The organism is Thioclava sp. PTB-PU3-1 (genome assembly GCF_055666785.1).
The window spans coordinates 518763-544714 of record NZ_JBVNVL010000002.1 but is presented as its reverse complement, the minus strand read 5'-3'; the positions used below and the strand labels follow the sequence as shown (position 1 = coordinate 544714).

Here is a 25952-nt window from a genome sequence, read left to right as displayed (position 1 = left end):
GCAGGGGTGGAGCGTTGGCGCGCTCACCCCTGTTTTCATTTCGCGCTGCGCTCGATCTGAGCGCCGAGGTCTTCGGCAACACCGAAGGCGAGCGCGTATTCCTTACCGGTGCGTGGCGAGACGAGCTTCACGCCCCGGCCCATGCGCTTCACCTCGATTCCGTGCAGAGCGGCCAGACCTTCAATCAGCTTCGTCTTGCGCTCGACATCGGCGGGAGTGAGCTTCGCCCCAGCAATGCGCAGCGTGTCGGCCAGCACCGGCACCTCGCTCGCAGGAACGTCGCCAGAAAAGCCCGGCGCGCTGATCGTAATCCCGTCCGGGGTTTTCGCGACCTCGATATTGGGCAGGTCAGCCGGGATCACCCCTGCCTCGACCTTCGCGCGGATCGCGTCGGTGATCACGTCCACCACGGTTTTACCCTCGGCTTCCGCGATCTGTTGGAGTTGAATGCCGCGTTCATCCGGCAGTTTGAGATTGAAGGCCATTTCGGCACCTGTGCTGTTTCTACTCACCGGAAGATAGAGGCATACCCAGATCTTGTCAAGGGCACTGGTGCCTAAGTATCGCCCGAGGGTATACCCCGAGGGTATACAAAGGGAGACATTTTGCACGTAACGCGAAACGGATGAACTGCTGGAGGTATATCAGCATCTCTGGTGCCTAAGTATCTTCCCGAAGGAACATGGGGGAGACATTCTGCACGTATATATCTATTTTCTCTAAGAATACTTAGTTTCTTACTTAGATATAATACGTTACGTGCAGAATGTCTCCCCAAGCCCTCCCTCGGTTCGTCAGACCCTACCCCCGGTCAGATCGTGGGCTTCGCCCGCTCTCTTCCCCGGCTAATCCCTCGCCCCTAGGCGTGCCAGCCCCGCTGAGACTCTGTGAGGCCCCTAGGAGTCGCCTTCGGTCTTTCCGAGTCACACCCACCGGCCAGACAGGAAGCCCGCTCTACGGCCATCCTATCGAGTCAACGAAACATGCCGCCGGGGCGCATCTGCCGGACGAGTTCCTGTTGCACGAGCGCCCGCATGGACGCTTCGGTCTCGCGTGCCACCTGGGCGGCGAGGTCTGCGTTCGCTTCGGGCGTCCCGCCGGATGCGTTCACGGTGATCGAGGGGGCGATATTGACCACCTGCGCCCCGGATTTCTTCGCCGATCCCGTGAGACTTTGGGCCGATCCCGACACAGCGCCCACCAGCCCGCCGTCGCTGTAGCCGCGCAGGGCAGCGTCGTGCAACGCGTCGAGATTACCGACACCGATGCGCGAGGTCGCAGCCTTCGAGAGGACGTATTCGCCGCGATGAACAACCCCGGCAGGCTCGTATTTCCCACCCTGCCCAGTGAACCCGCCTTCGGCGAAGCCCAACAGGCCACCGACAAACTCAGCAATCCCGCCGCCAGCACCCGCCGAGAACAACCCTAGGAACGCCTGATTGAGCTGCGCCTCGGCCAGCTTCATCAAGAGTGAGGCAACGGCCTCTTCGGCAGACATGGAACCGCTGAGAACCGAGGTGAACATTTCGGAAAGCGCGTCAGCGCCCGCCTGCCCGCGTTCCTCGATCTTCTTCATCTTCTCGGCGGCACTCTCGGCCCTGCGGCCCGCCTCGACGTAGCTTTGGGCCAGACGATCCACCTCGGCACTCAGCTCGGGCGTGATCGCCTTACCGTCGCGCTGGGCGGCTGCCAGAAGCTCCGCCTTCTTGCGGGCGAATTCGATTGCATCGCCGTATTTCTTGCCACCCGCAGCCGCCGCCACCAACGCCACCGCTTCGGCGTCCAGCGCGGCTTTCTCGGCTTGCAAGTCAGCCACGGCGCGGGCGTAGCTGTCGTGTTCGCGCCCGCCACCGCTGCCCTTCTTCGGTGTGGCGACGTTCTCTGAGATCATCGGCGGCGCAGCCTTCGGACGGGGCGAACTTGTCGGCGCGAACTCACCGGGCGGCATTTCGATCTGATCGACTGTGAGGCCCGCCCCGGTCGTCACCGGAAGCGACCCACCGGGCAGAGCTGCGCGGGCCTCGGCAGCTTTCGCGCGCACGCCTTCAAGCGCAGACCACAAATCGCTGAGACGGGCGATGACCTTCGTGAAGGTCGGGTTGTCATCCAGATCGCTGACCGAGCCGAGCGCGTCTTGCGCCTTGCGGATCAGATCGGCCATCGCGCTCTCGAAGTCGCCCGCGCTGATCTCGCCCGCGTCCAGTTTCTCGGAAAGACGCTGCATCGCCCCTGCGGTCTCGAAAAGCGTATCGGCGGCTTGCGTGTCGCCCATGTTCGCAAGCTCGTTGCTGAGCCGTTGCAGATAGGGCGCGAGTGCATTCGATTTCGCCGAGAACTTCTCATAGAGCGCCAGAAGATCGCCGATCTCGCGCGCGTTGTCAGCCACCGCCTGCCCGTTGCCATCAAGAGCAGCGCTGACGCCGGGGCCAAGGATTTGCGGGGCCTGCGCAGCGTTGCGAAACAAGTCCGAGGCCGCGAGCTTGTCGCCCTCAAGGCGCAGGTTCATCACCTGCGCAACGAAATCCGCTGCCCCGAGGGCAGCACGTTGCCAACCGCGATGAATGCTCTCGGTGAGCGCCGTATAGCGCCGGTCCAGCGCGTCGGCCTTGGCGATCTGCTCTTCGGTCAAGACAGATGCCTTGCTCATCATCGCCGAGATACTGGCCTGCCCACGGCCCAGCATTTCGACAAAGCGCTCGCCGCCTGTCCCGCCGAACACCTCGTCAGCGATGCGGATTTGCGCGGCCTTGTCGAGGTGTTCCAAGCGCCCGACGATCTCAAGGAAGAGCTTGCTCGGGTCTTTCAGCTTCTTGGCAAGGTCGCTCGCAGAGTAACCGAGCCGCCGAAACGCATCAGCCCCCGATCCCTTGCCGGTCAGCACGAACTCATCGGCCCGCAGGTTCAGCTCCTTAAGGCCATCGGTCAGAGCGTCCACACTGACGCGGTTCTGTGTCGCGACATAAGAGAGGCGCTGAAAGTCCTCCACCGCGACACCGGCCCGCCGAGCTTCGTTCCCGATTTCGGCAATACCCTTGACCGTTTCGCGCACCTGACCGGCAGCGATCCCGAGGCCCGCGCCGATCCCGGCACCAGCCAGACCGGCGATCCCGACACCGAGGCCGGGGAGCTGAATATTCGAGAGGCTGCGCGCCATCTTCGAGCCGAGGCCGTCATAGCTCTTCGCCATGCGATCTGCCGAGCGCTTCGCCCGGTCTTCCATCTGGCGGGCCGCGCGCGATTGGGCTTGGCTGGCCTTTTTCAGCGCCCGCTCAAGTTTGTCGATCCGGGCTTCGACAGGAACGATCAGGCCGGGAAGGGTAACGTCATTCATCGGAAATACTCACACTAAAACACATAAAGACCGCCCGAGCTGGGCGCGTTGTAGGAACTCAGGTTGGTTTGCCCGAGGGTCAGGCGATAGGTCGCCATCGCAGCCGCGACCGCACCGTCAATGCGGTCGGTCTTCCTGCTCTTATACATCCGCGTCAGGCCGCTATCGGTGCGCACTGCCACCACGCTTGCGAGGTGCTGGCGCAAGACCGGGTGGCCGTCATGGCGCACAAGACGCCCGTTGACGATCCGCTCAAGGTCGGCACCGGCTGCGCCCATGGTCAGCGGCCCTTGGCGCACCTCGACCACGGGCAGGCCGTCATCATAGAGGCGCTGCATGATCCGCTGCGCGAGGTGCGGGTCGAAGCCGATCTCTTGCACGTCGAATTGGCCGCACAGCTCGCGGATCTCATCCTCAACCATACCCTCGTCAATGATCGGGCCGGGGCAGAGGCGGATCAGGCCAGCGTCGGCCCATTGCTGATAAGGCACCCCGTCGCGATCAGCGCGCGCCTTGAGGTCTTCCCCCGGCACGAAAAACGTCGGGCGCAATGTCACCTGCCCGTCAGGGTGCTGGAACGCGGCCACAACCGCCGTAAGGTCGCCCGAGCGCGACAGGTCCACGCCGAGCCAGCACGGCAGTTGCTCAAGGTCTTCCTCGTCATCCTCGAAACACCGGGTGTCATAAGTCTGGAAGTCGAAGAGCGGATCGCGACTATTCCCGAGCCAGCGGTTCAGGTTGAACTGCATGAACGAATAACGCTCGCTCGGGCTATCCTTCGCCTTGCGTGCGAGCGAGCGCAGTCCTTCCAGATCGGGGAAGCCATGCGCGAGACCGGGGTTCACCCGATGCCAAAGAGCTTCGTCTTCCCAATCGTCGCCCGGCTCAGGCTCGAAGAGGATCGGCAAGAACTCGGGGTTCACGATCTGGCCGAGCGCGACCCCGCGCGCATAGGCGTATGTCTCGGCGGCAAGCCCTTCATTGCCCCGGCCCGCAGTCGTGGCGATCACGGTCAGGCCGCCCGCGCGTTTCGCCATACCCGATTGAAGCGCTTCCCAGAGGTCACGACCCTGCCAGGTATGGATTTCATCGGCGAGAATGAAGGTCGGGGTCGTGCCATGCTGCGCGCGACCGTCCGACGACACCGCCTTGAGCGTCGAGCCATCAAGCGCGCTCTTGATCGCCTTCGGGGCATTGTGCGCGTCATAGATGCGCACAACGGCCTCAAGGCGCTTGTCGCAGCGGATCACCTCGGCAGCCTCACGAAAGCCGATGCCTGCTTGTTCGCGGTCACTGGCAGCAAAGATGATCTGACCGGCGGGCAGCTTCTCGGGACCGAGCAAGTGCAGAAGCGCCAGCGCAGCCGCGAGCGAGGTCTTCCGGTTCCCGCGCGGGATCATCAGGAAGACCATCTTCACCACGCGCGAGCCATCGGCGTTGCGCGGCCCGTAGATGCGCCGAACGATCCGCTCTTGCCACGGGGCGAGCTGGAAAGCGCGCTTCGGTGCAGAGCTGGCCGGGTGGCGGAGACGGCGCAGGAATTGCACCGCCCGTTCGCCATAACCGAGCGGGTCGTCAATCGGCGAGCTATCCATGACCCACTCGGGATAGGTGCTTGCCATGATCACACCGCGAGCGGGTCGTCGGCGTCGGGTTCATCGGCTGCCGCCGAACCGATGCGGGCGCGCGAGGTGGGCGTGAGACCGTATTCGCTCGCGAGCTGGCGCGCGGTCTGAGCCGCGCGGTTCCAGACACCAAAGAGCTTTGGGTCGATCAGACCGCCTGCCCGCTGTTCCTCGATCTGGCGGCAGATACCCACCGCCGAGCAATAGGCTTCGACGCCTGCCAGATCGGCCTTCGTGATGATACGGCGCGCGATCAGTTGCGGCATGATCCGCTTCCATTCGGCCTTGGCATGGGCGCTGAAATAGGACGGCACCGGCGGGGCCTTGATTAGAGCCTCGGAATCCGGTGAGAGCGCAGGCTTGATACCACGTTGATGAACGCTCATGCCGCCACCGCCCGCAGCTCAAGCCCGCGCCTGCGCCCGATCTCGGCAATCGCGACGACATTCCATGCAGTGCCGTTGCAGATGATCCGATCAGCGACAGACACGCCCGGCAGCCACCGGATCAGAAACACCGCGTGCTGTGCCGTGGTCTCGGTCTGCGCGGTCAGGAACTCGGAAATCCCGGCCTGCCGAAGCTCGGCCCGCCCGGTCGCGTAGGTCGTCCATTCGCTCGACACCGAGCCGGACGGGTTCACGGTCTCGGTCTCGCGTTGCAGCTCGATCAGGTTCGAGAGTTTGCCAGACTTCATCGCTCAGGCCCTCCACCGCACGACACATTCAAGGGTCATCACCCCATGCGTCAGGCTCAGCTCGGGCTTGGGGTCACGCAGCCAGACCACGCTCGGCGCGTGCCATTCATCTACGCTTAGCTCGTCAGTGTCAGCCGGACCGAACTCAAGCGCCTCATAGATCGCAGCCCCGATCTGACGGGCCGTATCCGGGCCATCCTCGACCGCCCAGATATGCAGTGTCATATAGATGCGCGCGAGGCGCTGCGCCCCGGCAGCACGGCCCAGATACTCAGTGCGCGCATCAGACAGCACCACCGAAGGCAGCCGTTCGGCCCGCACCTGACCGGCGCGGATATTCGAAGCCTCGACCAGCGCAGCCACCTCGGGCGCATTGATCAGCGTTGTGCGGATAGCGGTCTGGAAGGCGAGAGCGGGATCAAGCATCGCTGCCCCCTTTCGCCGCTTCGCGCACGGCCTTACCGATAGCCCGCCCGATCCGGCGCTTGGCCCGATCCTGCGTCAACCGGGTTGCAGGCAAGAGGAACGGCTGCGGCTCGGTGCCGGGGTGCTGTGTGCCTTCGAACTGGCCACCGTTGATGTGCCGGGCCGTGCCGAACTCCACGAGATGCCCGTGGCGTTGCTCGGGATTGCCCACCGTGACGAGAGCCTGATTGGCCCCTGCCCTGCGCTTCCCGCCGCCCTCTGCATAGGCGGGCGTCTCGGCACCGGGCGGCGTGACTACGATGGACGCCTTCAGATCGCCCTCGCCTTCCGGCGCAAGGGCGCGCGCCATCGCTGCCAACTCTTCGGCAGACTGCACCACTGCCGGGCGAACGGCTTCAAGGACCGCACCGGGGATCGCCTCAAGGCGTTTCGCAAGCCGAGCGGCCTGCGCGTTCAAGTCCAAATCGCGCGCCATGTCAGACCACCCAAGCCCGATGCGCTTGCAGGAGGTCATGCACACCGAACGGCACGACATAGGCAGAGCCACCGGTCAGCGTGGCCTCGCGGACTTCATACCAGTGCGCAGCGAGCATCAGCACCGCTTGCTTGATGGAAGCAGGGGTCGGGTCGGAAATAGCTACGCCGATGAAGCTCGCGGCATAGGCTTCGGCAGCGTCAATCTTGAGAGCAAGCAATGCGTCGTCAAGATCATGGTCAAGATTGAGCTGAGCTTTCAGCTCGGGAACAGAAACGGAAGGCATACTGGAACTCACAAACGAACAACTTGGGGTATACTAGCACCCCATTCAAGAAATCCAAAGCGAGAACGAAGGCAAATAATCTTGATCAAGTAGAAAATATTGCTCTTAGAGTGTCACAAGATATAGTCCTACGGAGAAGCATAGAGAGACAGAATGTTGAGACGAGTTGCAGTTTCCCTCGCGATCATGTTGGCAGCGAACATGACGAGCGACCCAAGCTTCGCGAAGGACACACTCTGGTCTCCTAGCGACTTCCAAGGAGCATGGGTCACAATCGACGATCAGGTCGAGAACGGATGCTGGACTAACATCGGCGAGGTTAAGAAATACGCGACGGATCAACTTGATTTGGCTGGCTTCAAAACCACCGAAGCCCCGCAAGAAAAATCAGATGGCGCAAAGCTTATCTTCGAAAAGGACCGGGTAACTCTCTATTTCAAGATCGAGGGAACGAGATGGCCGAGCGGAATGTGCGTTGGAAGCGTTCTGGTTTACTTCCTAGGTTCGGCTGTTCCGCGACATGACGATGAGAACCTAATCATCAGCCCCATTGGCTATCCCGGTGCCAGATCCATTTGGGACAAGAAAAACTTCAACACACTCTCTCTGGATCTCGTCAAGCACTATATTTCGAAATGGGTTGAGGACGGAATTATCGTGGATAGCAAGAAATAGGTTCCAAATGAATATAGTGAAAAGTTATTTAGCGCAGATCGCTTGCGGACCTCCCCCCGCCGGTCCACCTTTCCGTCTAGAAAACAGGGAACTCCCCCGGGCGGGGACTACGCCCGCATGACGCATTTCAGCACCCCCTTGTTCACTCAAGAAGGTTCTCAAGCGCACCATTCAGAGTATCCCATTCATCGTCGAGCATCATTGCAACGAGCTCAACAGGCATAACGACTGCTGCAGCGATTTCCTGTGCCGTCTTCAGACCTTCCTTCACAGCTTTTCGTGCTTCTTGCAAAGCAGCTTGTGGAAAGAGCAACGGCAATCCGATGTATATCGCCAGCTTGTCTTTCCCGGCCATGAGATCAGCAAGGCTCACTTCATCACTCGACAGACGACCGAGCAGCCGGTCCACCAACGCGTTGACTTCATCGTCGGTGTTTGTTCGCTCTAGATCGGTATCGAACAAGTGCATCAGCTCCTTCACACAAGTCGCTCTCTGCCATGCGATGTCATCATTCATATTGTATGGGATGACCGCTACATGCTGCGGGTCAGCATAAACTCCAGGTCGATAGATGAAGCGCCAGAAAGCACCGTGAATCTCGGAGCGATCAGCATCTACTCCTTTGAGATAAATTTCGTCCTCACAACCATCTTCGATGATAGCATCGACAATCTCACTCACCTCAATCGGAAGCTCCTCGCGATCTTCCATCTTCTTAATTATTGCTCGGAGCATAGATGCCTCGTGGATGTGAAAAGGCCCGGTGCAAAGACCGGGCCTACTATATATTGCGATGCGCTGCGAGGATCAAGCAAGCAGGCGGGCTTTAGCTCTTCCCGTTACCGGGGGCTCGCTCGGCTCACCACTATCCCAAGCCCCCTTGGCCATGCGCAACATGCCCGCAGCAGCGCTTTTCAAACTATCTGGGGTCAAGTTCGCCCCGTTACCGGGAAAGAACTTGACATTGACAAGCTCCGTTCCTTCACAAAAGAGAAGAGAATGGAGATCTTCCTTTTCTACCTTCTCGTGCATTTCCGACCCTCCATTGGCTCAAGCGGGCCCCTGTCATGGGGATTGGCCCGTGTCAAGCGTTGACTTAGACTTCTGTCACACAATTTCCAGTGGCACAACGTCTTGACAGTGAAAATTGTTTCGATTCGCGTCTATGCAACACTTGATCAGTATAAGCGAATTATGGTGCCAACGTGGCACTTAATGTTGACTTAACGTCGCATCTGCGCAGTTCAGGCTTTGTTCTCCCGTTATCATTTTTCCTGTCGCAAGCCTGTTGCGGATCGTAGCTTTCGTGACCTTCAAGCGCTCCGCCCACTCACCGAGGGTCAACGTCTCACCCTCATGCGCAATCATCCTCGGCGGTGATCCACGCGCCCAGCTCCTACCCTCACACGCGCGCTTGATGCTTTCGCCCACGGCCTGCCGCGCATGAAGCTTTGCCTCTTCCGGCGTGATAGTTATCGCATCTCCGATGGACCAGCACCGATTGAGGCGCCCCCTGATCAGGCTCTCGGAGTATCCGCTACGCTCAGCCCACTCTGCGATCGTCAGACTCTCGCCGTTGTGGGTGTAGCGCGTAGCCGTGGCCTTCTTCGGCTTCGACATAGCCTCTGCACGTTCCTTGGTTGCGCGCCCAGCCATTCGACGCGCAACCTTGCCCGCGATCAGCTCATCCACCGGTGGAGCTTCGGCGATCAGTTTGCGCATACGCTCCACTATCACAGCCATATCGAACCCAGCCGAAGAACAGACAAGATCAAGATCACGGCTCGGCGCAGTGAGGAAGGAGCGAGCTTCCTCGATGCTGCGCAGCTTCGTGGTCTCAGAGCCGCCGAGCGCTGCACCATTGAGCGCATCGTCAACGGCTTGGTAGAGAACCGCCTGCCAGAGGCGCGTTTCCGCGCTCATTGGGCGACCTCTTCACGTTGCTTGTGCCGATTGTGGCAGGTCGTGCAGAGCGCCTGCCAGTTCGTGCAATCCCAGAACAGCCGGTCGTCGCCCCGATGGGGCTTGATGTGATCCACTACGGTCGCAGGCTGGCCGCACATGGCGCAGAACGGGTGCAGGCGCAGGAACTCAGCGCGGGCCTTGCGCCATGCGTGATTGTAACCGCGCTGCGCAGCGGTCGGGCGGTTTGCATCATGGCGACGGTTACGGGCGCGGGTGCTTGCGATCTGACAGGCGCAGCGCTCGCCGTGGGGAACTATGCGGCCACAGATGCAGACATGGGGCGGGCGAGGCATAGGTCAGCCTTTCAGCTTGTGGAGTGCCGCACGGTCGAAGGCTGGGTCGTGGCCCAGCTCGTCGATCTCGCTCAGACGCTCGGGTGTGTATGCGACGCGCTCCTGCTCAGCCTCTTCCCCGCCATTCAAGGCGATCATCATCGCGACTTTGCCCTCTAGGGCTTGAGCGATCTCGGTGGGCGTGGCCGCCCAAGTGTCGGCGGGTGACCAACCAAGCCAGCCGGTGCCGAAGCGGAATAGCTCCGCATAGGCTTCTGACCACGGCTTCGGCTTTGAGCTGACGGGCTTCGGCTCCCCTGCTCGCTCTTCGACCATCGACGCGAAGAACAGCGCCAGAAGCTCAGAGAGCGGCCCTACGACGGCTTGCCTGATCTCGCGCAGGGGAAGGCAGTCGAAGGACGCAAGCAGGGCCTCAGCGGCGTTGCGATTGACCGCCGAGGCCCTGATGATCGCCTGCACTGTCGCGAGGTGGGTCTGGTCGAGTCGGAGAAGAAGCTCGGACCAGTCGCCGTGCAGGCGCTCAAGAGTTACCGCCGCGCGCAAGGAAGGCCGAAGCACCACGACATGACCGGAATGATGCAAAACGACATGATCCTCACGCGCGAGCGGATGCATTGGCTCACGCAGCGAGCGAGAGCTTCACCAGCGCCTCGGGCAGCGTCACCCGGCCACCAACACGGCGGCGCGCGCGAAACTTCACGATCCCATTGTCCGCACCGGTAAGTTCATCGCGGATGATCGTGAAGCCGGTGCGATCAGCAATGGTATAGCCTTCGGCGAAGTCACCGAAGATGATCGGCGACTTGCCCGCCTCGGCGTCATCCATGTCGGGCGCTTCATAGACCGGGCGACCCAGCAGGGTCGCGGGCTGACCAGCGGCGAGGCCCGGTTGCCAGAACCCATCGCCGATGGAATTGGCGAGCTTGCGGATCATGCCCATGGTCTTGCGGTTCATCATCCACGCACCGTTGCGCGCATAGGCCGATTTCAGGCCATAGAACAGATCGACCAGCGCCTCGGAATCGAAGGTCTGCACCTCGTGCGCTTCCACGTCCGCAGCGGTCATCACACCTTCGGCGGCAGTCATGCCGTTACCGATGACAAACCATTGCGCTTCAAGCTGGCCGAAGCGGCGGGCGACGTGATTGCTCAGGTAGCCATTGAGGTCGATCTGCGCATCTTCCAGCAAGACGCGCGTCACCGGCACGATCACGGCCATCTCGAAAGGCTTGAGGTCGATCTGCTCGAAGCTCGCTTCGGACTCGGGGCGCGGATCGGTTTCGCCGACTTGCGCAGGGGTCACCTCGCCCACCAGGCGGGGGAGTTGCACCAGCGGGCCACCCATCGCCATGACCGAGGCAAGACCACGCATCGGCGATTGCTCGGCGATCTTCTCGATGATCGACGCCGAGACGGTTTCGGGAGCGAGAATGCCACCGGTCGAAGGCGCACCATAGGCGAGAGACTTCGTGTCGAGACCCAAACGGTCGCCGGTGCGCAGGTAGTCGGTGAAGCCTTTCACCTCATCGGCGGCCATGACCGGGCTTTGAACGCCGGTAACGATGACACCGGGCCGGTTCGATTTGGCTTCGATCTTGTCGAGCCGGGCCTTGATCTCGTCGAAAGCCTTCGTGTCGATCACCGGCACTTGGGCCGGGGTTTCTTCCAGTTCCATTTGAGAAATGTCCTTGTGCAAATGGGTAGATTTCAAAGAGGTGATCTGCGCCCCCGGATGGGCCGGGACCGCAACAATGCTGATTTCGTGAAGCTCAAGCGCCGTAATGCGACGGCCGTTGCCCTCGCGCTTGGCGTCCTTCGTGACGAAGCCGATAGACAGGCCCGAGACCGCGCCCGCCTTGACCATGGCACGCACTTCGCGGGCGCGCTCCACGTCCTCGATCAGGAGACGGCCCTTCACGGTCAGACCCGCATCGGTCTCGGCGATCTCTTCCCAGACACCGACGACTTGGCCCTGATCATGGGCGAAGAGCATCGGCAGCGAAGCCGGGCCAGCAAAGGCCCCCTTCTCGATCACGTCGCCCACGCGGTCAGCAGACCCGAAAGGCCACGCGAGGCCGGTGATCTCGCCTGCGTCCGAGACGCTGAGCTGCGCCTTGATCTCAAGCCGGTCGGTCATGCCGCAAACCTCTCGAAATCGGCCATAGCGTTGCGCGCCACGTCTTCCTCGGTCTCGTCGTCATCGACACCATTCCACCGCGCGTCCATGATCTCGAAGGCGAGCGGGAAGGTCTCAGCGAGCGGGCGGTTCTCGACGTAAGCCGCGCAGAGCTGCGCAGCTTCCTCGGGCGAGGTGCCACCACCGATCAGACCAAGCCGGATGATCTCTTTCAAGAGCTGGGCCGGATAGCTCAAGCCGATCAGCTTGGCATAGAGCGCACCGATCCCGAGGTCGGTCTGGCGCTCCAGCTCCGCGATCATCGGGTCGGTCAGGGTGAAGGCGCGCTCACGGTCGCCGAAGAACGCGCGCAGAGTGATGCGGTCAGTCATTGATGGGGGCTTTCTCAGGGGCGGGCGTCGAGGTCGCGCCGGTGGTGGTATAGGGATTGTCCAGCGCGTTCCCGTCCGCATGGGGTGGCAGGTTCAGACCGGCGCGCACCTCGTTCGCCGTCATCGCGCCCATGCTGCGATACTGCCCATAGGCGGCAGCGCGAGCGGCTGTGTCGGTCGTGGTCAAGTCATCTGTGATAAACTCGGCATAAAGCTCGCGGCGTTCCTCAGGCGTCAACAGGCACCGGGCATAGGCCCAAGCCCACGACGCCAGCCACGGCTTGAGCGTGACTTGCAGGAACTGGCGGCTCATTTCCTCGGTGTTGCTCCACGTTCCGCGCGTCAGCTCGAAGAGCATCGTCGGCGGCACCCGGAAGGCCCTTGCGATTTCGCGGATTTGCTCAAGGCGGTTCTCGGCGAACTGGCTGTCGGCGAGCGTCATGGTGACGCTCTCGTAAGACATGCCTTCGTCAAGAATGGCCGTGCCACCAGAGCGGCCCGAGCCGTGCGCAGCGGTCCAGCTCGCAGCGAGCTTGCCCTTGGCTTCGTCGCCGAGGGTCTTTTCGGTTTTGAGGATACCGCCCGGTTTGCCGCCATTCGCGAAGAGCCGTGCGATATGGCTCTCGAAGGCCAGAGCGAGGCCAATGGCTTCACGCCCGAGGCTGATGGGCGATGCACCACCGAAGGCGCTGATGTGAAGAATATCAGAGAAGGCGTAGCGGTGCCGCCCATCGGCGAGCTGCACCAGATAAGAAGGTTCACCGAAGTCGTCGGTCTCGATCTGCACTTGATGCGGTTCAAGCCGATGCAGCTCGACCGGATCGCCAGAGCCGTTACGCACCACCAGAGCGAAGCCGTGACCGCGCAGGAGGGCGTCGGTCGTGAGCTGCACGCGCAGCGCCTCGGCAGAGGTCCACGGGTTCGCTTCGTCATGCATCAGACGGTAAGCGGGGTGGTCGGTGATCGACGCCCTGCCCTCGCGCTCGAAGAGCTTCACCGGCAGGCTACCCACGGTCTCAGAGATAAGGCCAACAGCGCAGGCCACCGCAGGAACGCGCATCGCGCTCTCGGCGGTTACGGTCTGGCCGGTCAGGGTCGGGGTGATCCCGAAAATCGGGAGGGCGGTGGGGTCAGAGACCGCCACCGCCTTCCTTTGGAACACAGAAAGGACTTTCTGAAACATCGCAACTCGGAACAAATTCACTCTTAATGTTAATTAGTTTAACATCGACCGAGGAACATGTGAATCCCCTAAGTGAAAGGCAATGCGAATTTCAGCTTGCGAGGTGGTCGAGGTTCAAGCCGGGGTAGCTGATTGCGTTCACCAGCTCGATGCGCTGCTCAAGCATCCCTTGGGGCATAATGCCATATTTTCCCGTCGTGCTCGGCTCAGTATGGCCGAGGATGAAGCCAAACTGCGCATCAAGGAACCCCGCGCGGCGAAGAGCATCGGCTGCGCCATGCCTGAATGAGTAGAGTGACAGACCCCGCCCCTCCTTCATCCCGATCCGCGTCATGTAACGTCCGAACTCACGCGATACGTCTGCCATCATCTGCCCACGCGCATTTCGTTTCGCACCGGGGAACAGCTCGACCCCACGCTCCTTGATCCGTTGCTCGTGATAGCGCAGGAAGCCGAGACGGATCAGCTCGGGATGGATCGGGACCACGCGCATAGAGCCTGCGGTCTTCACGGACTTGCCTTCCCCGGTCTTATCGCCCTCGGTCGTGATGTGCATGATCCAATGGCCATGTTCTTGGCGAACGTCATTCACGGCGAGCTGCCCAATTTCACCCGGTCGCGCACCAGAGAAGAGCATGATCAACGGCACCCAGAAACGATGGTCGCGGATCAGCACCTCGCCGGGTTTCGCGACGTTGCGCCATTCGTCCGCACTCAGACAACCCGCGAACCAAGGCGAGGCGAAGAGCGCGTTGAGCTGTTCTGCGTTGAAGGGCAGCGTCGGAGCTTTCGTTTCTTTCTTCAGCATCAGCCCTTCAACTGGGTTTTGGTCTAGATAACCGTTGTCGACCGCCCACGACAGGAAGGCGCTTAAGCTCGACAGGTAGCGGTTCACTGTGCGGTCAGCGATCACCGGCTTCCCAACCTTCTCGTTCTCCTTGACGATCTGGCGGATCGTCATCCCGGCAAAGGCATTCGTCTCGGTCGCCTTGACCGGATACCTCACAAGAAGCTGCTTCCAATCCCGGACCTCAGCCTTCGTGATCCGAGAAATCGGAAAGCTAGACCCGACCAATTGGACGAACGTTCCAATATCACGACGACACTGATCAACGCGGTCTTTGGCTACCCCGCGCGGGTTCTCCGAAGCGAATATCTCGAACACCTCCATGATCGTCTCACCGGGCTTCGCAACCTCTCTGCGCGCACCGTTTGAGGGCTTCACGATAGGGTCTGAAGGCTGGCCAGTGTAGTCGCCGCCATCGCGCTCCAAGGTGCGTCGAAGCGCCTCTATTTCGGCGCGCATCATAGCTCGTGCGATACTAATCCAACCGGGCGTTCCCGGCTCGGCGAAAAGCTTATTGGCGCGCAGATACTCGTTCACCTCCGGCGCGATCAAAGAGGTCTCGCCCTTGGTCAGGTGTTTGCGCATATCGGCGAGCTTCGCCTTCCGTGCCTCAGCACTGACCTCTGCCGCCTCTTTCTTCGCTCGATATTCGAGCGTCGCATCGAGAAGCGCGAGGGGATCGGTGATATCCAAATCCGATTCCTGCGCCGCCTTGACCATATCAGCCTTAGCCGCTTCGACCGCCTCATCGGTCGGAAGCGCTGCCCGCTCGGCCTCGTCGCGACTGAGGCTCGCCGTATAGTGCCCCCAGACCGCATGCTCCTGATCCGCTTGAGTCAGGATCGAACGGGCGCGCATGTCATCAAACTCTCGCTGCCAGAAATCGACGACCGCCGGAAGCAACCGCTTCGCTTCGGCCTCATCCTTCGTCTTGAGCGACTTCTTCAGTGTCGAAGTTTTGGCGATTTCAATCAGGTCTTTAGGCACATCAATGCGCGCGTAGTAGGTCGCGCCACGCCGAAAAAGGTAGGAAACACGGGCCATCAGAAATCACCTCTATGCGAAACGGACGGATCACCAAACCGGAACACCCGACCGGAACACTTATATCTCCAGAATCCCTTTTACGTCTATAACTTACGTGTTTTCAGGCGCTTGAAAAATTCTGTAATAATGTCCTACCGCCCCAGCCACTTTTTCCGACAGCATCAATAAAACAAGGGATATCATCCCTTGTGGCACACCCGGTGTGTTACACACCTCCAAAACTGTAACACACAGTGTGACACACAGGCGGGGCCGACCTCGCCTTACCTTCTCCCGAAAGCACCCCTTCTCCGCCGGCCCCTATATGATGCGGCGCGGCCGGATCTTCTATTTCCGAAAGCGCCTCCCGCTCGCCGGAGAAAATCGGGAATCAAACTCTTTTTTGTGCCTCTCCTTGCGCACCGATCTCCCAGCCGATGCCGTGAAGCGCGCCGCTGCGCTGCTCGCGGTCTACGAGCAAAAGGAAGACCAGATCGTGGACGCAATTCTGAACGACACCCTGACGAAAGAAGACGCAAAAGCTCTGCTGACGGAGGTTCTGCGCGCCGAACTCGCGCGACTTCTCCAGACACAATGCGAGATGACGAAGACGAGCGATGCGAAACTCGACGCGCGCGTTGAAGAATTGGAGGCCGAAAATAGAGCGCTCAAGAGGGCGGCGCGCCAAGGAAATTGGGATGGTGTCCGCAATCTGCTCGACGCGGCGACGAAGCTGATCGGCATTTCTGCCCCCGAGCCGCTCGATCCTGATCTTGGCCGCCAGGCGATCGGCCTGAAGCGGCGCTTGACCGAGATCGAAGTCGAGGTCCTCGAAGGCGACGATCTGCGCCAATGCGCCAAGCCGCTCCTGAACGACACCGGGATCGAGGATCTCGACGCGTTCGTCCAAACACCCGTGCTCCTTTCGGTTGCGATCGCAAGGACATTCGAGCTTTGGCCCTCCAAAGACATGAAGGGAAATACGCAAGCCATCGCAAACCTCGCGATGGAGTTCTTCGGCGACGTGCCGGTGTCGACGATCACGCGCGAGAGGCAGAAAGCATTCTTTGAATGGATGGCGCGCGTGCCCAAAATCAACGGAAAAAGTCACGGCAAAAATCGGTTCAACTCCAATGGGAAAACCTTGAGCAAGGCGTTCGAGATTTCCCAAGCGGATGCGAAGGACGCCAAGATCACTGACGAAATCCGAAACCGCAACGATATGTCGCTCGCTGAGAAGCGTGCCGTCCTCGCAGAGAAGCTTACGCCGCGTCTGGCGCGAGCGACGATCGAACGTAATCAAGGTGGCCTGAAGCGCATTTTTTCTTCGGCGCGCGACCTCGGCGCCGAGACGCCGGAAGTGCTTTCGTGTAAGGACATCTGGAGGCACCTCGAGGAGAAGATGCCTAAAGACGACCTCTACTTGCGTGTCACGAAGCCCAAAACCCGGAGGCCCTGGTCCGCAGAACGATTGGCTTCGTTCTTCCTGTCCCCGATCTACACGGGGGCTTTTTCCGCAAGCAGGCGCGCGCGCCGTGGTCAGATCATCGTTCGGGATGCAACCTATTGGGTGCCTCTCATCTTGCTGACTCTTGGCACTCGCATCGAGGAAACCCTGCTTCTCAAACGCAAGGATGTTGTGCTGCGCGACGGGCTTCACTGCTTCAATTACAACAGCAGCGCAGATCAGCTTGGCAAGACCGAGAGCAGCCAGCGAACACTTGCGATCCCGCAGCTTCTGCTCGAATTGGGTTTCGTCGAGTGGTTCCAGTCGCTGCCTGAGAACCACGGGATCTTTCTGTTCCCCGACGCCGTGAAGCGGGCCTCCACGAGGGACGTGACCAGCCCTTTCAGCAAGCACTTGCGTCGCATTCTGTCGAATCTCGAAATCGATGATTTCCACGAAGATATCTATGCGGCGCGAATGACGTTCACGAGCATGCTCAACGCGGCAGGTGTGTCTGAAGCGCAGCGACAAGCAATCGCCGGGCACAGCCATGGCACGGTTTTGAACTGCCACTACACCGCCCACAATGTCGGGGACCTCAAGCTGGCCATGGACAAGGCCGATTTCCAGCTCGAAATTCGGCATAGTCCGAAGCATGGCTTTCCGATCATCCACGGTTGTAGCCTGAAAAAGCAGAAGGCGCTCAGGGTCGCAGTCACGCTGGACGAAAATTCCGAAGCCGAGACGCTCCAGATCTTCGATACGAAGAGCAGGCAACCGCTTTTCGAGTATCACAAAGGTAATGTCCTTGATGCTCGCGATCGCCGGGAATGCGCGAGCAAACTTCTGCGCAAGGTCGGGAATGCTCCGCTTCAAATGCCGCAGGACAGCTCTCGCGTGGCCGCCATCGAGCATTTCATGGCGCTTGGTTCAACCTGACAACCCAATCTGTGAGCCGAGCTTCGACGGAGATATCAACAAAGCAGCAGGCCGAGTATTCCGGCCTGCTGCTTCTATATCTATCCGGGGTCATGACTGATAGCTTCCGGAGTTACACTCACACAAGCTGAAATCGCGGCGCCGAGGCAATTCCGGACGCTTCGCGCATACTCTGCTCCAATAGGAAAGCAAGGTGGCGAGCTCGAAGACCAAATCTTGATGGAGCGGCTCAAGTGCAGATGAACGTCATGCGCGCTGCCCCGCTCTTTGCTCCATGCAATCGCTCGCTACTTGAAATGCAATCGAACCTGGAAGCTTGGCGCCTTAAAAGGTCTCAGCGTTACAAGCGTGCCGCCGTTTTTTGTAACTGCTCACGCATTGTTTCCTTGAGAACCTCAGGAGAGACGATCTCAACTGCGCCGCTCCACCTGAAAAGGTGCCACGCAAGCTCAACGAAGCCACCCGAACAAAAGCTAACTTCCAACTGGCCGTCTGCAAGAGTCCTTGTTTCCTGCTCTGGATGAAACTCGAAAGCTGAGGCCTCGTCATGCACCGCGCTGTCGAAGCGCAACACCACATCTTCCGGCTCCTCCTGAAAAACGCCGAAAGACTGGGCTGCGAACTCTTCCAGGTCGAAGTCTTCATCCGCCCATGCGGGCAGGTTCAGCACCTCGGGATTGGCCATTCTGTCGAGCCGAAAAAGCATCGGATCACCCCAGTCGTTGCCTGCCGCGACGAGATAGGAACGCGGCCCGACAAGGAGACCACGCGGAGCAACTTCATGACGTCGAAAACCATTGCCGGAGGTATAGTCAAAGCGCAGCAAAACTCCGGCAAGCAACGCAAACTGACAAGCGCTCTGGATCTCGGGGGCGACCGGAGTGCGCGGCCCCGGGACCGCGATGGGAAGGCGCGCTTTCGAGAGAAGCTCCAGATCCGGCGCGAGGCGCATCCGGTCTTTATTTCGGAGCGCAGCCAATATCCGATGGCGAAGTGTGTCGAGGCGATCGGCTTGCTCTGTTTCACCGCGCTTTCGCAAAGCGGCGATAGCGAGATCGAGGTCGGCCAGTTCGTCAGTCGATGGAGCGAGCATCGAAGACGGGAGATAAGATTGCAGCCTATACCGGAGCGCCTGACCGTCACGGAGAGCCTCGATCGGAAAAACCAGATCGAGCGCCGCCCGCATGCGCTGCGCTGTGCGACGGCTCACTTCCATCTCAGCCGCAATCTCGTCGATGGTTAGTCCATCGGCTGTCGCACCGAGACGTAAGGCGAGCTGGAGGTGACGCACGAGGCCGAGCTTGCGGGCGTCGTCACTCATTATGATGCGGGGAGGAGAAGCGGGAGGTCCTGGAGCGCCTCTTTGGCGACAGACACAGGATCGGGGGCGTCGAACAGCGCCTTGAGGGGGCGCAGGGCATATTCTTCCGCGATTTCTTCATTCGTCAGCGCGAATATGGGCAAAACGTAGAAATACGCATAGTCTTCGTCTTCGCCTTCGTCGCGCCAAGCCCACAGGCCTTCCCCCGCAAAGCGGATTGCCACTTGGTTCTCATCGACCGCCTCGAAGTCTTCGATGTCCCACTTGTCTTCTTGCTCATTGTCAGGATGCCAGCCGACGATGAGACATGCTTGGGTCAACCATGGCCAGTCGAGTAAATCTTCATTGGCATCGATCGCGTTGCAGAGCCGCACAATGAACGAAATCGTGCCGAACGGCGCCTGTTTAGCCTGTTTCTTCCCTTTGGTTTTCTTATGAGGGGAGGGTTCGATCCCTCCGTTAAAGGAATAGGCGGGAGCGATCCACGCCCTTGCTCCGCCTCCGTTCCCATCACCTAAATCCACAATGTCCCCGAAGTATTTCTCGTTTTGTGCTTTTTCCCAAAGGCTGTCCAAAAGGGAATCCATCTGGGGGGCGGAATTACGGAGGTTGGTCGCCGACTGGAACAACCTTCGGCCATGCTTGATTGCTGTCTCGTGCATCATAAAGTCTCCTCGAAATTGGTATTTTGAACATCTGTGAGGGCGAGTTCGCTAGTCAGACTTGTCGAACCGATAGGTAACACTGCCCTCATCTTCGGGCTCTTCGATACCCTCGAAAATTCGACCCATGTCAGTTTGCTTTAGGAAAGAGAACATGGTCTCGGCCCATCGACCCAATGGCGTGTCCGTGTCCTTAGGCCAGCTTTTCAGATCGCCGGAGACGTTTCTCCACGGGCGAAGAAACGCGGGTTTATCGAGCACACTCTCCTCGATCCCGGCGTCACCGAGCACGATCACGGCAGTGACGATTTCCGGTCCGACGGCCTGAACCTGCTGCTCGAGTTGTCGGTCCGACAAAGGCGCGTGCCACTTGACCTCGACAATCGCGGTTTTGCCTGCACTTCTTAGAAGAATATCGGGCTCAACGTGTCGACGGCCCTCCAAACCATCGAACCGCTCCCACAGGATAACCTCGATGTCGTTGTCGGGTGTGAACTCGGAGGCCTCAACGGCGTCGCGCCCCAGAACCAGCTCGATCGCCTTGAAACGATCATTCGGAGACATCATTCGGATCGAGCCGAATACGGCGGATGTCACCATGTCTTCCTGGGGACGTCGTTTGCCGGAAAAGGTATTTTCACTCCCGGCGCCGAAAAGCCAATTCGCCTTTCGTCTCGCAACCGCTTCCATCATCTCTTTGTATCCCAATTACTTTTTTCGAAAGCTGGCCTAAACCCTGGGCGAATTCCACCATTTTCTTTCGTCTGAGCCTCGTCGCCCAGAGCGTCGAGGATCGCACCGATATCGTGCTCGCCGAGCAATTGGCAGCGCCGCGCGGTGGCTGCCAGATCGCCGGGGGTGAGCCCTCGGAGATCGAACAAGGCGGCGGGAGGGTCGGCCTCGAAGAACTTCTGGAACGCGATGCCAAGTTGTGAGGCGCTCAACGGGCGTAGTTCTGCGTTGATGGTAAAGCGTCGCCGGGTCGCAGGATCGAGATGGTCTGCGAGATTGGTGGTGCAGACAAACGGAAGAGGATGGCTTTCCATCCAGGTGAGCATTTCATTGACCTGGCTGACCTCCCACGATCGCGCCGCGAAAGCGCGGTTGGCAAGCAGCGAGTCCGCTTCATCGAAGATCAGAAAAGCGCTTTCATCCCTCGCCTGAGAGAAAGCCGAGGCAATAGCCTTCTCCGAGCCGCCGACGAACATCGACAACAGGTCGGATGCGCGCTTCTGCAAAACGGGCAACCCCATCACCTCGGCGATGTGTCGAGCCAGAGCGCTTTTGCCGGTCCCTGACGGTCCGGAAAAGCAAAACGAGATGTTCCGAGCAGCGCCTGCTCGGCTCAACTGTTCGATCAGGCGGTTCACATCCAGATCCGCGTCAATCAGGGCCTGATCGAATGCGTGGGCCTGCTCAATCCCGGGAGGCTTGGAATGTCCTCCGCGAAGGGCTTTATCTGCCGCGCCAATCGCGACATCCAAGTCGCTCTCGCCACCTGATGTCAGCTGTGCAACCTCAAGCGCCCCGGCCACGAGAGCCGGCGGCACCTCTACGTGTCGCGCGAGCTGGCGTATCTTGTCATCGCTGAGCGGGAGATTGTTGCGCTCTGCGAGGCGTTTCCACACCTGTTCTCGCACAGGCGCCCCAGGGGTGCGGATTTCGACCGTGAGCGTCATGCGCCGAAGCAATGCCGGGTCACAGTTCTCGATGTCGTTGGTCGTCCACAGGACCGGTATCGGGTTAGTTTCCAACATCCGGTGCAGGTGGATCCGCGAGCTGCCCGTTCTCCGACCGAAGAATGCGGAGAAGAAATCGCGCTCAAGGATGTCTTCCAACTCGTCGAAAAGCAGAACGCCTTGTTGCTCTCCAGGCAGGAGGCGCTGCGCGAGCCGGAGGGCGCTCGAGCGTTCTTTCGACGTTGGAGCTTCGCCCTCATCGTCAGTCTCGCCGACAGCACGCAATGGGAGGCCGATCTGCCGTGCCAGAACCTTACAGAACTCTGTTTTGCCAGTCCCCGGCGGGCCGTAGAACAGGAGGTTGATACCGGGATTCCCGCCGCGAATAGCCCCCTCGAGAATGCGTGCGGACAGATCGCGAAGTTCGCCCAGGTGTGTGAAGTCTTCCCATTCAGTTGCTGGCTGCCTGGCTGCAGGAAACAGGCCTTCGCGAAACTCCGCGGGCGTGCTGCACCCTCCGTCTATAAGGCGCGAGAGATGGCGCGGCACCTCGAGATTGAGGCTTCGACCTCGCGACCAGTCCGGCCGCTCAATCAAGCCAGCAGAGAACAGGCGACCATTGCGAGCCAGTGCACTGCGCACTTCGCCCGCAGGCCTCCCCGCCAAGAGCGCCACGGCAGAGTGCCGATCCATTCGCATGTCATCGAGGAGTAGGTCGCATAGTTGTCCGATCCCGGTTTGGCTTTCGGAGTGGAGCGCGAGCCGTAGGGTTGAGACCTCTGTTTCGTCGAGGCCGACCATATTTCCGAGACTAACTATCGCGCGCTCACGCTGGTCGGGGGCAGCCTTTGAAAGGGTGGCGAGGTGGTCTGTGATCTGTTTGCGGAGCAGAGACCATTCCTGCTTCGTCACGCGGCGTGCTCTATGGTCTCGTCCAGGCTCCCAGTCAAAATCCGGATCCACATCCTCCATCCAGTCCGAAAACAGAACGGCGGCTTGTCTGCTTGGCGATATCGTATCGTGAACCCGATGGATCGCTTCGAAGAGCATTCGTTTTTCAAAAGGTGTCATTGGTTCGTCTCCATGCTGGGAGAACGAATACCTGACAGGTGTGCCAAAATCGGTCGCACCAAATCACCCAACTGAGTCCGGTTGTTCCTCTTTTGAAGGGAGCGAAGCGATACGGATTTGGTTTCCGAAAACGAACCGACGCTAGAATTGGACGCTGTTGCTCGTTGACGTCGTGAGATCGCGCGCACAACATGGATGTGCAGGACCAAATGCAGGCTCCAATCGTGCGTTGAAAAACAAAGGCTGCCAACGCGCTATGCGTCGGCAGCCTCACGGCGTTTTCTTCGGGATGGGTGAGTTTGGCTTGGTTCTGCCTGCAAAATCCAGGAGAGCCCAACCATCACGGCGGCGACAGTTCCTCTGCCCCATGTGCCGCCTTCGAAACCAACCCCATCCGCTCAAGCAAATCACGCTGCTCGCGGAGGGAATGGCATTCCATCTCGAGTTTCCGCAGCCCTTCTTCCATCGCAGTGCGATCGGCGTCCCAATCGCGTTCCTCCTCCTCGTAAGCAGAGATCCTTTCGTCCTTGGCAGCAACCTCATCCTCGAGCGCACTGATCCTCGCTTCCAAGCTCTCGACCCGGTCGCGATTTCCCTGGATTTCTTCTTGCGTGCGCTTTTTGTGCCGCTCGCGCGATCGACCGACGTTGATCCTCAACTCACGCCGGATCGCGCCCACCACTTGATCGATCTGCTGCTCGTCGGATTCCTCGACATGCGAGAGGTAGGCATCCTCGCGCTCCGTTTTGATCTGCTGCAGCATCAAGGCGATTTTGCCACGCAGGCTTGCAGCGTTAGGCTCGCCCTCGATGCCATGGCTTTTTTTGAGCTCCTTGGTGACACGCGACGCGGTGAGGTCTTCTTCCGCAATGCCAGCGGCAAGAAGGGCCTCGAGGGCATCGCGAAGCTGCTCGTCGGTGTGGTTTGGGGGACGTCCACCAGAATTTTTGGCCATATCTGCCTCCAGTTTGTCATTCATGAGTTTGTCTTTGAGTTTGATAAACCACACCGATCAGGCGACGCGGGAAGGCGCCTGCTCCACGAGCTTCCAACGGTTGATCCGCCCATCCTGCTCGCGCCGCACGAGGTTCTCGCGCTCGAGTTCTTCGAGGGCACGCGCAACGGCGCGCTTGTTGCTCTCGAGCTTCGCGCCTTCGGCGAAAAGATCTTGCGGAAGAAGGCTCACGAGATCGGAGGTGGTGAAGCCCAGCATGTCGTCGCCGCGCTCGTTCAGAACAGCCTTGATCGCCGTCGTGAGCCTGTCGCTGGCGGACGGCTTGCTGTTCACATTAGCGGCAGGAGCAGGACACTCCTCCAGCGGCTCGAACGCCGCGACGACCGCGGTGATCGCGCGCCCCCTCCGGTCGTGCCCGATCTCGTGCGCAGCGAGCCGATACCCGAACCCAGACGACTTCGAGAGATTGCGCTGCTTCTCCTGGGTGATCCGCCCTGCCCCATGACCGGAAGGTTTGCACAGGAGCTCCGTGTCAGCGTTCGCTTTCAGAGACGACGCCCCCCGCGCCCCCCGATCCGCGTCCTTGCCCGTGTGATGGATCAACATGACATGAGCGTTCAGCGCCTCCGCGATCTGACGCGCCGACCGGATAGCATTGGACATCTCGACATTCGAGTTCTCGTCGGCATCCCCGATCGAGAGGATCAGGGTGTCGAACACGACCAGCGAGAAGGAGAGCCCGTGCCGTTTCATGAGGCTTTTCGCGGCGGAGATGATTTTTTCGACGCAGATGACATCGCCGAGTTTCGGCATCATTTCCACGACGTGAAAGTGCTCCTTCTCGCCGTCACGAAACACCGCCGTCGCACGGCTATTCACGGAACGAGGACCCTCCGCAGCGATGTAAAGGACCATGCCGGGCCGGACGTCCCGGCCGAGGATCTGGGTGCTCGTGACGATGTGATGAGACAGGCGGATCGCAAAAGCCGACTTACCGCTGTTGCTGGGGCCCACGAGGAGAGAAACCTCGCCGGCGAGGAGGAGATCCTCGACGACGTATTCCGGCATGTCGTTGACGTCGAAATCCGCGAGCGAGTGGATTTTCATGGCGTAGTTCGATTGGTTCTGCATATCAGTTTCCTTGAGATTGTGCCGGGGGCGGGATTGCTCCCTGGCTACCTGTCGGAAGCTTGGTCAGAGATTTCGAAACCCAAAAAATCGGAGGTGGTTTGACTCGATTTTTTTCGACGGCAGGCTGACGGGCCGACTGACGACGAGAAGGCCCTCCGGGCCCCTTGTCGTCTGTCGGCCCGTCTGGCGGAAAATTTTTGATCTCCAGCGCATGGACCCATCTCCCTTTCACAGGAGAAAATCATGTATCAAAACCCCGAAGACCTACTGTCGCAAACCCAACTCGCCGCACGCCTCGGAGTCAGCTCCCGCACGGTTCAACGCTATGTTCGACTTGGAAAAATTCCTGTTCACAGGATCGGCCCCGTGCCCGTTTTTCGTTGGTCTGAAGTCTCCGCGGCGCTGGGCCTCGGAGAGGCGCCGGGACGCTCGCAGACGCCGTAATGGGCGAGCCGGAGCCCCCGGCTCGCCCATAGGCGCTCAAAGACGCTGGCGCTCGATGGCCATCAAATTCAGGCGAAACAGCAGCCGCTCGGCGTCCATGTAGTCGAGCAGGCGCTGACGCAGTGCGCGGAACGCATCGAGCCGCGCCCAGACCCTGCGCGTCGCTTCAGCCAACCTGTCGGAGAACTGATAGCCATCGGTGTCATAGTTGAGCGCAATCTCCCGGTATCCCGGCGCCAGTTCCTCGAGCATCTCGAGCACCAGTTCCACGAGGGCTTCGAGATCCTCGGAGCTCTGATCGAGAAGGATATCACCTGCCTCGAACCTCGGGATCAGTTCATGCCGTGAGAGTTTCTCGAACGGCGCCATCTTCATGGCGTCGGCCAATTCCCGCGCCGCGCCGATCGCCGACACCGCAACTTCTTGGGTATTCAAAGTTTTTTCAAACATACGCATGGTTTGGACCTCCACTTGCGTATGAGCGGAGATCACCTCCGCTCCTCAAGACCGCGCCGCCATCTGCGCACAGGCAGCGGCACGGGGTTAGCAGTCAAGCAGCCAGAGACGGCAGTGCTTGAAACACGACGGGGTCCGCGTCGCGAAGAGCGTCGAGATAGTCGCTGAACTGGTCAGTGAGCCAGCAAATCTCGGGAACGATCGGGTCCTCGGGATCGATCAAGGCAAAATGTTCCGCTTCGGCGATCTCGAAGTCATCGACATGCTCGAGGGTAAGCAAGTCGCGCAGCCACTCGAGCTTGCGGGCGAGGCGTCGGGACAGCTTTTGCTGCTCGGGAAGATCCCTGAGGATTTCCGCAACCTGCTTGATGGCTTGGGCCCCACCAAGCAGACCAGCCGCATTGAGAAGCGGCTCGGCGTGCTCGGTCAGGAACGACGACATCGCGATCAGTTGGGGTTGAAGGGGGGTAAAATGTTTCATGACAGAACTCCCTGCCATGCGCGGGAAGAAT

The 25952-nt window shown here is 60.0% G+C and carries 28 protein-coding genes; 3 read left to right on the top strand and 25 right to left on the bottom strand.

Features of this window, described 5'->3' with window-relative positions:
• Positions 1-35: 35 nt before the first annotated feature.
• The 8 genes from ACZ7GB_RS08085 to ACZ7GB_RS08050 all read right to left on the bottom strand — a co-directional run bounded on the left by ACZ7GB_RS08085 (position 36) and on the right by ACZ7GB_RS08050 (position 6837).
• Positions 36-485 carry a hypothetical protein gene (locus tag ACZ7GB_RS08085; RefSeq protein WP_472158232.1) on the bottom strand — a complete coding sequence of 150 codons (450 nt, stop codon included), beginning with the start codon at positions 483-485 and terminating at the stop codon, positions 36-38.
• 488 nt (positions 486-973) lie between these two features.
• Positions 974-3331, bottom strand: coding sequence for a hypothetical protein (locus ACZ7GB_RS08080; protein WP_472158231.1), 2358 nt, complete (start codon positions 3329-3331; stop codon positions 974-976).
• Between the two features lie 14 nt (positions 3332-3345).
• Positions 3346-4953, bottom strand: a complete 1608-nt coding sequence (locus tag ACZ7GB_RS08075; protein WP_472158230.1) for a terminase large subunit — start codon at positions 4951-4953, stop codon at positions 3346-3348.
• A gap of 2 nt (positions 4954-4955) precedes the next feature.
• Positions 4956-5342: a phage terminase small subunit P27 family gene (locus tag ACZ7GB_RS08070; protein WP_472158228.1), complete on the bottom strand. Its 387-nt coding sequence runs from the start codon at positions 5340-5342 to the stop codon at positions 4956-4958.
• Complete coding sequence (locus tag ACZ7GB_RS08065; RefSeq protein ID WP_472158227.1) at positions 5339-5650, bottom strand: phage head closure protein; 312 nt, start codon at positions 5648-5650, stop codon at positions 5339-5341. Before ACZ7GB_RS08065 ends, ACZ7GB_RS08070 begins: the two co-directional genes overlap by 4 nt.
• Before the next feature lie 3 nt (positions 5651-5653).
• Complete coding sequence (locus tag ACZ7GB_RS08060) at positions 5654-6076, bottom strand: DUF3168 domain-containing protein (RefSeq protein ID WP_472158226.1); 423 nt, start codon at positions 6074-6076, stop codon at positions 5654-5656.
• A complete protein-coding gene (locus ACZ7GB_RS08055; RefSeq protein WP_472158224.1) occupies positions 6069-6551 on the bottom strand; it encodes an HK97 gp10 family phage protein in 483 nt (160 codons plus the stop codon). Before ACZ7GB_RS08055 ends, ACZ7GB_RS08060 begins: the two co-directional genes overlap by 8 nt.
• 1 nt (position 6552) lies before the next feature.
• A complete protein-coding gene (locus ACZ7GB_RS08050; protein WP_472158223.1) occupies positions 6553-6837 on the bottom strand; it encodes a head-tail connector protein in 285 nt (94 codons plus the stop codon).
• Positions 6838-6990: 153 nt separating this feature from the next.
• Here ACZ7GB_RS08050 and ACZ7GB_RS08045 point away from each other — a divergent pair, with 153 nt between their 5' ends.
• On the top strand, positions 6991-7512 hold the full coding sequence (locus ACZ7GB_RS08045) for a hypothetical protein (RefSeq protein ID WP_472158222.1): 522 nt from the start codon (positions 6991-6993) through the stop codon (positions 7510-7512).
• Between the two features lie 142 nt (positions 7513-7654).
• Here ACZ7GB_RS08045 and ACZ7GB_RS08040 read toward each other — a convergent pair whose 3' ends face one another.
• The 9 genes from ACZ7GB_RS08040 to ACZ7GB_RS08000 all read right to left on the bottom strand — a co-directional run bounded on the left by ACZ7GB_RS08040 (position 7655) and on the right by ACZ7GB_RS08000 (position 15353).
• Complete coding sequence (locus ACZ7GB_RS08040) at positions 7655-8248, bottom strand: hypothetical protein (RefSeq protein ID WP_472158220.1); 594 nt, start codon at positions 8246-8248, stop codon at positions 7655-7657.
• Positions 8249-8320: 72 nt separating this feature from the next.
• Entirely contained in the window at positions 8321-8545 is a 225-nt protein-coding gene (locus ACZ7GB_RS08035; RefSeq protein WP_472158219.1) for a hypothetical protein, read from the bottom strand.
• Positions 8546-8725: 180 nt separating this feature from the next.
• A complete protein-coding gene (locus tag ACZ7GB_RS08030) occupies positions 8726-9436 on the bottom strand; it encodes a hypothetical protein (RefSeq protein WP_472158218.1) in 711 nt (236 codons plus the stop codon).
• Entirely contained in the window at positions 9433-9771 is a 339-nt protein-coding gene (locus ACZ7GB_RS08025; protein WP_472158216.1) for an HNH endonuclease, read from the bottom strand. The genes ACZ7GB_RS08030 and ACZ7GB_RS08025 overlap by 4 nt, the downstream gene beginning before the upstream one ends.
• Positions 9772-9774: 3 nt before the next feature.
• Complete coding sequence (locus ACZ7GB_RS08020) at positions 9775-10386, bottom strand: phage tail assembly chaperone (protein ID WP_472158215.1); 612 nt, start codon at positions 10384-10386, stop codon at positions 9775-9777.
• A 4-nt stretch (positions 10387-10390) separates the two neighbouring features.
• The gene (locus tag ACZ7GB_RS08015) at positions 10391-11908 is read right to left on the bottom strand and encodes a phage major capsid protein (protein ID WP_472158214.1); all 1518 of its coding nucleotides are present in this window, start codon (positions 11906-11908) and stop codon (positions 10391-10393) included.
• A complete protein-coding gene (locus ACZ7GB_RS08010; RefSeq protein ID WP_472158213.1) occupies positions 11905-12279 on the bottom strand; it encodes a gene transfer agent family protein in 375 nt (124 codons plus the stop codon). The genes ACZ7GB_RS08015 and ACZ7GB_RS08010 overlap by 4 nt, the downstream gene beginning before the upstream one ends.
• Complete coding sequence (locus ACZ7GB_RS08005; protein ID WP_472158212.1) at positions 12272-13462, bottom strand: phage portal protein; 1191 nt, start codon at positions 13460-13462, stop codon at positions 12272-12274. Before ACZ7GB_RS08005 ends, ACZ7GB_RS08010 begins: the two co-directional genes overlap by 8 nt.
• Before the next feature lie 91 nt (positions 13463-13553).
• Positions 13554-15353 (bottom strand): DUF6538 domain-containing protein, encoded by a 1800-nt coding sequence (locus ACZ7GB_RS08000; RefSeq protein ID WP_472158211.1) that lies wholly within the window; start codon positions 15351-15353, stop codon positions 13554-13556.
• A gap of 397 nt (positions 15354-15750) precedes the next feature.
• Between ACZ7GB_RS08000 and ACZ7GB_RS07995 the strand changes: the two genes are divergently transcribed.
• On the top strand, positions 15751-17721 hold the full coding sequence (locus ACZ7GB_RS07995) for a site-specific integrase (RefSeq protein ID WP_472158209.1): 1971 nt from the start codon (positions 15751-15753) through the stop codon (positions 17719-17721).
• A 340-nt stretch (positions 17722-18061) separates the two neighbouring features.
• Here the strand turns inward: ACZ7GB_RS07995 and ACZ7GB_RS07990 are convergent, their stop codons facing one another.
• From ACZ7GB_RS07990 to ACZ7GB_RS07965, 6 genes are all read right to left on the bottom strand, one after another.
• Positions 18062-19042 (bottom strand): helix-turn-helix transcriptional regulator, encoded by a 981-nt coding sequence (locus ACZ7GB_RS07990; protein WP_472158208.1) that lies wholly within the window; start codon positions 19040-19042, stop codon positions 18062-18064.
• Complete coding sequence (locus ACZ7GB_RS07985) at positions 19042-19704, bottom strand: hypothetical protein (RefSeq protein WP_472158206.1); 663 nt, start codon at positions 19702-19704, stop codon at positions 19042-19044. The genes ACZ7GB_RS07990 and ACZ7GB_RS07985 overlap by 1 nt, the downstream gene beginning before the upstream one ends.
• Positions 19705-19755: 51 nt before the next feature.
• Positions 19756-20397 carry a hypothetical protein gene (locus tag ACZ7GB_RS07980; protein WP_472158205.1) on the bottom strand — a complete coding sequence of 214 codons (642 nt, stop codon included), beginning with the start codon at positions 20395-20397 and terminating at the stop codon, positions 19756-19758.
• Positions 20394-22454 (bottom strand): AAA family ATPase, encoded by a 2061-nt coding sequence (locus ACZ7GB_RS07975; protein WP_472158204.1) that lies wholly within the window; start codon positions 22452-22454, stop codon positions 20394-20396. Before ACZ7GB_RS07975 ends, ACZ7GB_RS07980 begins: the two co-directional genes overlap by 4 nt.
• Positions 22455-22794: 340 nt before the next feature.
• A complete protein-coding gene (locus ACZ7GB_RS07970) occupies positions 22795-23433 on the bottom strand; it encodes a hypothetical protein (RefSeq protein ID WP_472158203.1) in 639 nt (212 codons plus the stop codon).
• Between the two features lie 33 nt (positions 23434-23466).
• Positions 23467-24540: an AAA family ATPase gene (locus ACZ7GB_RS07965; protein WP_472158202.1), complete on the bottom strand. Its 1074-nt coding sequence runs from the start codon at positions 24538-24540 to the stop codon at positions 23467-23469.
• 243 nt (positions 24541-24783) lie between these two features.
• Between ACZ7GB_RS07965 and ACZ7GB_RS07960 the strand changes: the two genes are divergently transcribed.
• Positions 24784-24984, top strand: a complete 201-nt coding sequence (locus tag ACZ7GB_RS07960) for a helix-turn-helix transcriptional regulator (protein ID WP_472158201.1) — start codon at positions 24784-24786, stop codon at positions 24982-24984.
• Between the two features lie 36 nt (positions 24985-25020).
• On the opposite strand, the gene ACZ7GB_RS07955 is transcribed toward ACZ7GB_RS07960, so the two are convergent.
• On the bottom strand, positions 25021-25440 hold the full coding sequence (locus ACZ7GB_RS07955) for a hypothetical protein (RefSeq protein WP_472158199.1): 420 nt from the start codon (positions 25438-25440) through the stop codon (positions 25021-25023).
• 94 nt (positions 25441-25534) lie between these two features.
• Positions 25535-25921 (bottom strand): hypothetical protein, encoded by a 387-nt coding sequence (locus ACZ7GB_RS07950; protein ID WP_472158198.1) that lies wholly within the window; start codon positions 25919-25921, stop codon positions 25535-25537.
• Positions 25922-25952 lie beyond the last annotated feature (31 nt).